The 5,410-nt window shown below is 28.0% G+C and carries 8 protein-coding genes; 6 read left to right on the top strand and 2 right to left on the bottom strand.

Annotated elements, in window-relative coordinates; genetic code table 11:
- Together BUA62_RS11030 and BUA62_RS11025 are read left to right on the top strand one after the other, a co-directional pair.
- Positions 1-240: transposase (locus tag BUA62_RS11030; RefSeq protein WP_143148386.1), on the top strand; the 240-nt coding region annotated here is incomplete at its 5' end.
- 92 nt (positions 241-332) lie between these two features.
- The gene (locus BUA62_RS11025; RefSeq protein WP_072866087.1) at positions 333-956 is read left to right on the top strand and encodes a hypothetical protein; all 624 of its coding nucleotides are present in this window, start codon (positions 333-335) and stop codon (positions 954-956) included.
- Positions 957-1,064: 108 nt separating this feature from the next.
- Here the strand turns inward: BUA62_RS11025 and BUA62_RS11965 are convergent, their stop codons facing one another.
- Entirely contained in the window at positions 1,065-1,193 is a 129-nt protein-coding gene (locus tag BUA62_RS11965; RefSeq protein ID WP_407656641.1) for an ATP-binding protein, read from the bottom strand.
- A 142-nt stretch (positions 1,194-1,335) separates the two neighbouring features.
- Positions 1,336-1,656, bottom strand: coding sequence for a PD-(D/E)XK nuclease family protein (locus tag BUA62_RS11305; protein WP_072866086.1), 321 nt, complete (start codon positions 1,654-1,656; stop codon positions 1,336-1,338).
- A 411-nt stretch (positions 1,657-2,067) separates the two neighbouring features.
- On the opposite strand from BUA62_RS11305, the gene BUA62_RS11010 reads away from it, so the two are divergent.
- The 4 genes from BUA62_RS11010 to BUA62_RS10995 are packed head-to-tail and all read left to right on the top strand — an operon-like array spanning position 2,068 to position 5,320.
- The gene (locus BUA62_RS11010) at positions 2,068-2,382 is read left to right on the top strand and encodes a (2Fe-2S)-binding protein (protein WP_072866085.1); all 315 of its coding nucleotides are present in this window, start codon (positions 2,068-2,070) and stop codon (positions 2,380-2,382) included.
- A complete protein-coding gene (locus BUA62_RS11005; protein ID WP_072866084.1) occupies positions 2,369-3,910 on the top strand; it encodes an FAD-dependent oxidoreductase in 1,542 nt (513 codons plus the stop codon). Before BUA62_RS11010 ends, BUA62_RS11005 begins: the two co-directional genes overlap by 14 nt.
- Positions 3,910-4,188, top strand: a complete 279-nt coding sequence (locus BUA62_RS11000; protein WP_072866083.1) for a (2Fe-2S)-binding protein — start codon at positions 3,910-3,912, stop codon at positions 4,186-4,188. The genes BUA62_RS11005 and BUA62_RS11000 overlap by 1 nt, the downstream gene beginning before the upstream one ends.
- A complete protein-coding gene (locus BUA62_RS10995; RefSeq protein ID WP_072866088.1) occupies positions 4,178-5,320 on the top strand; it encodes an NAD(P)/FAD-dependent oxidoreductase in 1,143 nt (380 codons plus the stop codon). The genes BUA62_RS11000 and BUA62_RS10995 overlap by 11 nt, the downstream gene beginning before the upstream one ends.
- Positions 5,321-5,410: the final 90 nt, after the last annotated feature.

Here is a 5,410-nt window from a genome sequence, read left to right as displayed (position 1 = left end):
ACAGAAAAATTACATAATTGGATAAAAAAATATGAAAAAAGTTCTATTCAAGGGATACAGAGTTTCATACATGGAATAAAACGAGACATTGTAGCAGTAGAAAACGCAATAAAATTTGAATATAGTAATGGCTTAGCAGAGGGAAAAATAAACAAAATAAAATTAATAAAAAGAATGATGTATGGAAGATGTAAATTTGAAACATTAAAAAATAAAATTCTGTTGATTGAACATAATTAAACTAATCTAAGCATAATCACAGTTTATTCAAGTAACTTTGGAAAGAGCCAGAATTTTATCCAAGTTTTAATAAAATATTATCTGACGCTTTATTGGAATTTTTCTATATAGAACCTGAAACTATATCGTTTTCCAATTTTTTGTCTTTTATTGATAAAAATTTTGAAAAGAATAATTTTTTAATGATCAACTTTAAAGATTTATTATCTAAAAATAAAGAATTTAATATATTAACTATAGATAGAAATGACTTTATTGTTGAAAAAAACAGAAGTTTAGAAAGATTAAAAAATAACAATCATAGAAAATCTGTTGATTATAAGAGGAAGCTAATAGATTTTTTTAATTATGAAAGGGAAGTTATAAAAGAAAGTAATCAATTTGTAGAAAAATACGAGAGAAGAGTATATTATGCATATGAAAAAATATCTGAAGTTTTCGTTAAAATAGAAAGTATATTAGAAACCTGGTTTTCTAAAAAAACGGCTATAGATGAAACAGTAATAATATTTAAAAAAGCTCGGAAAGATTTTGAATATAACTTTTATTATGGAAAAATAGTAGAATTAGATAAAAAACTTAAAAAAATAAAAATTGAAACAAATATTGAAAATAAAACTGAAGAAATCACCTTTGATCTTAGTATTTATAGAATAAACAAGAAATTTTTTTTCATTCCTGAAAAAGAAATACAAAATATTGATTTAATATTTTAAATATTTAGTCTAAATAGAGTGCAAATGTCAAGTAACTTTTGACCCCCTGGGGTAAAAATTTGACCCCCACAATATATTGATTTGAATAATAGTTTTTAAAGATTTATTTTAAGAATTATTGTTTTGTTTTAAGGCTTTTTTTCTGTAACTATATCCATTCATATCAAGTATTATTGCATTATGAGTTATTCTATCTAACAAAGCCTTTGTTAAAGCTTTATCTTTAAATATTTTTATCCAAGAATTTTTAACAGCAGAAATAATCCATTTTTCATTATGAAGAAAATTTATCTATGTAGTTTTATATTATATATTATTTGGGATAATTTGTTGAGTTCTTTAATACAAAGACTAAAAACAGGCGCATTATATATCAATATTAAAATATTAAATTAATTAATTTTTGATGGACTTTCAAATTTGTTTTTATAAACCAAATATGTAATTTTATTCCATTTTCTTCTTCTGTTATATATTCGAAATCTTTTATTGCATTAGAATATATTATTAACCACCCTTCTTTTAATCCAATTCTCTTTAAGTATTCTAACAATTGTTTTTTGGCATTTTCATACTTTTTTGGATCAGGATTCCTTTTTATTTCTATTAGATATTTTTGCTTTTCATATCTTATTAGTAAATCTATTTTTCCTCCATCTATTTCTACTTCTGTTAATACTTCTCCTCCTAATTCTTCCATATATGTATTTAAAAATATATCAAGATTATATTGATATACTCCTTCATATAATTTTTTCCTTTAAACATCTGTCCTCCACGTTTTTTTATATACTCTATGTATTTCTTCATAAGTTCGTTTATTTTTAGTTTTCCATCTTTTGTAAAGTATTTTGATAAGTTTTCATAAAAGTTTATTATATCATAAAATCGTGATATTCCATCTTTGAAAGTTAAGAATTAAGGTTTGAGCATTTTTGTTTTTTGGATGGTCTATAATTAATATTTGTTTTTTAAGTTTAAAATATGATGTTATAAGAAATTACAGTTAATTAATTCGTAATACTGAGTAAAGATAATTTATTTTAAAGTTTTTATATATTAAGCTTTGTTGTATAATGTAAATGAAAGTTTTTTCACAGGGGGGGATAATTTGAGAATTCAAGAACATCCGATTTTGGAATTTAAACGAGGAAAGAAAATTAAGTTTTATTTTGAAGGTCGAGAGCTATACGGTTATGAAGGTGAAACAATTGCAGCAGCATTGTACGCTTTGGGGATATGGGAATATAGAGAAAGCTTAAAAACAGGAAAACCAAGAGGTTTATTCTGCGCAATTGGTCATTGTTCTTCATGTTTAATGGTTGTGAATGGTATTCCAAATATTCGAATTTGTGTTACTCCATTAAAAGAAGGGATGGTAGTAAAAAAACAAAAACCAAAGGGTGATTTAATTGAAAGAATATGATGTGTTAGTAATAGGAGGTGGGCCAGCTGGAATTAGTGCAGCTTTAGCTGCTGCAAGAAAAAAGTTAAATGTTGTTTTACTTGAGGAAAAGGGAGTTTTAGGTGGGCAATTGATAAAACAAACACATAAATTTTTCGGCTCGAAAGAAGAGTCAGCTGGAACAAGAGGAATTTACATTGCTAATAATTTAGTTAAGAAAGTAAAGGAGAATCATAATATTGATCTATACTTAAATTCTATGGTAATGGGATATTATGAAGATGGAGTGGTGACAATATTAAAAGATGAAAGGATGCTTAAAATAAAACCAAAAAAAATCATTGTTGCAACAGGCGCATTTGAAAAATCTTTACCATTTGAAAATAATGATTTACCAGGCATTTTCGGAGCTGGTGCTGTTCAAACTTTAATGAATGTATATGGGATTTTACCTGGAAAAGAAATTTTAATGATAGGCTCTGGAAATATTGGATTAATAGTTTCATATCAATTATCTCAAGCTGGTGTAAAGGTTAAAGGAATAGTTGAAATTTCTGAAAAAATCGGTGGTTATTTGGTACATGCATCTAAAGTAAGAAGAATAGGAATTCCAATATATACCAGACATACTATAATAAAAGCAATAGGAAAAAGGAAAGTTGAAAGGGCTATTATTGAAAATGTTGATACACATGAACAAAAAAACATATCTTGTGATGCTATATGTTTAGCTACTGGTTTAATGCCGCTTACAGATATTTTAAATCAAATGAATTGTGAAATGAAATATGTACCAGAATTGGGAGGATTTGTTCCTATTAGAGATGAAAATTTAAAAACTACTATTACTGATGTTTTTGTTGCAGGTGATGCTGCTGGAATAGAAGAAGCTACTGCTGCTATGCTTGAAGGGGAACTTGCTGGATTATATTCTTCTTATGAAATAACAAATAAATTCGATAAAAGAATAAATACTATAAAGAACAGATTAAAAGAGTTAAGAAAAATATCTTCAAAGGTAGTTAACGGTTTGAAAAAATTAAATTTATATAAAGATTTTGATTTTGATTCTGATAAACCGGAAAATTTAAAACAATTGCTTAAAACAGGTGTTCCAGAAAATAAAAAAATTGATAAGTTATTTTCTAATAAAAATAAGAAATTTGCTATTATTGAATGTTTTCAAAAAATACCATGTAACCCATGTGTTGAAAGTTGCCCTACAAATGCTATAACAATGGATGATTTAAATGCAATACCAAAACTGGATTATAATAAATGTATCGGATGTGGGAATTGTGTTTCGATATGTCCAGGATTGGCTATATTTGTTGTTGATAATGAAAAAGAAAGCATTTTAATTCCCTATGAATTTTATCCAGTTCCCAAAAAAGGCGAATTTGTTGAAATACTAAATAGGGAAGGAAATATATTAGAAAAAAATGAAGTATTGAGCGTTAGAAAGCTGAAAGATAAAACTAATTTAATTGAAGTTAAAGTTTCAAAAAGAAATATCAAACATTCACGCCACATAAAGGTGGTGAGATAATGGATGAAGATAAAATTATTGTATGTAGATGCGAAGATATAACTCTTAGAGAAATTAAAGATTTAATAAAACAAGGATTCACAACTGTTGAAGAAATAAAAAGAATTTCAAGAGCTGGAATGGGACCATGTCAGGGTAAAACTTGTGGTCCAATTATTGCAAGAGAAATTTCTAAATTTACTGGAAAACCAATAGAAGAAGTTTATAATCTACATAACAGACCACCATTTGGGGGGATTTTCTTTAAGGAGATTGTAGGTGGAAAATATGAAAAATAAGGCTTCAGTTGTTATTATTGGCGGAGGTGTAATAGGGGTATCCATAGCATATAATCTTGCTAAAGCTGGTTTGAAAGATGTAGTTTTACTTGAAAAAAAGTATCTTGCATATGGTGCTACAGGAAGATGTGGTGCTGGAGTTAGACAACAATGGGGAACAAAACAAAACTGCATTTTATCTCGTGAAAGTGTGAAAATATTTGAAAATATAAATGATATACTCGAAACAGATATCGATATAGAATTTAAACAAAAAGGATATTTGCTTCTTGCATATACAGAAAAAGAGTGGAATCAATTTAAGAAAAATGTGAAGTTGCAGAACTCTCTTGGTATAAATTCAAAACTTTTAACTCCACAAGAGGCTAAAGAGATAGTTCCATTTTTGAATACCGAAAAGTTGCTTGGAGCTGCATTCTATGACAAAGATGGGCATGCCAACCCATTTTTAACAACCATAGCTTATGCCCAGGCAGCAAAAAGATTGGGAGTTGAAATTAATAAAGGTGTAGAAGTAAAGAACATATATATAAAAAACGGAAGAATTAAAGGCGTTTATACTGATAAAGGATTTATTGAAACAGAAAAAGTTGTAAATGCAGCTGGAGGATGGTCAGCCGAAATAGGTAAAATGGCTGGTGTTGATTTACCTGTATATTCTGAGAGGCATGAAATACTCGCTACTGAACCTGTAAATGAAATACTTGGACCAATGGTTATGTCCTTTTCTTACAATATATACTGTCAGCAAACACCGCATGGTTCATTTGTGATGGGTGAAGGGCCAAAAAAAAGTGTTGAAAATAACATTAAAAGCACATGGCAATTTCTTGAAAGCATAGCTGAAAAGGTAACATGGCTACTTCCACCAACAAAAAATTTAAGAGTTGTACGTCAATGGGCGGGTTATTATAATATATCACCTGATCATCAACCAATAGTTGGTGATTGCAAAGAAATTGAAGGATTTTATATGGCAATAGGTTTTAGCGGTCATGGATTCATGTTGGCTCCAGCAGTCGGTATTTTAATGAAGGATATAATTTTAGGTAATAATTTAACATGGGATGTTGTTCTTGATATTGGTAGATTTGAACGAAAAGAAATTATTAATGAACCATCAGTAGTATAAAGATTTCCGGTAGGGAGTCAAATCAGTAAAAAAGAGCAAAAAGGAAATAATTAGCTATAAAAGAAGCTAATAGTTTGAGAATATTGAAAT

Origin of the sequence: Marinitoga hydrogenitolerans DSM 16785 (genome assembly GCF_900129175.1) — a bacterium.
Lineage (GTDB): Bacteria > Thermotogota > Thermotogae > Petrotogales > Petrotogaceae > Marinitoga > Marinitoga hydrogenitolerans.
The sequence above is the reverse complement of the archived record's forward strand: the minus strand, read 5'-3'. Positions and strand labels throughout refer to the sequence as shown.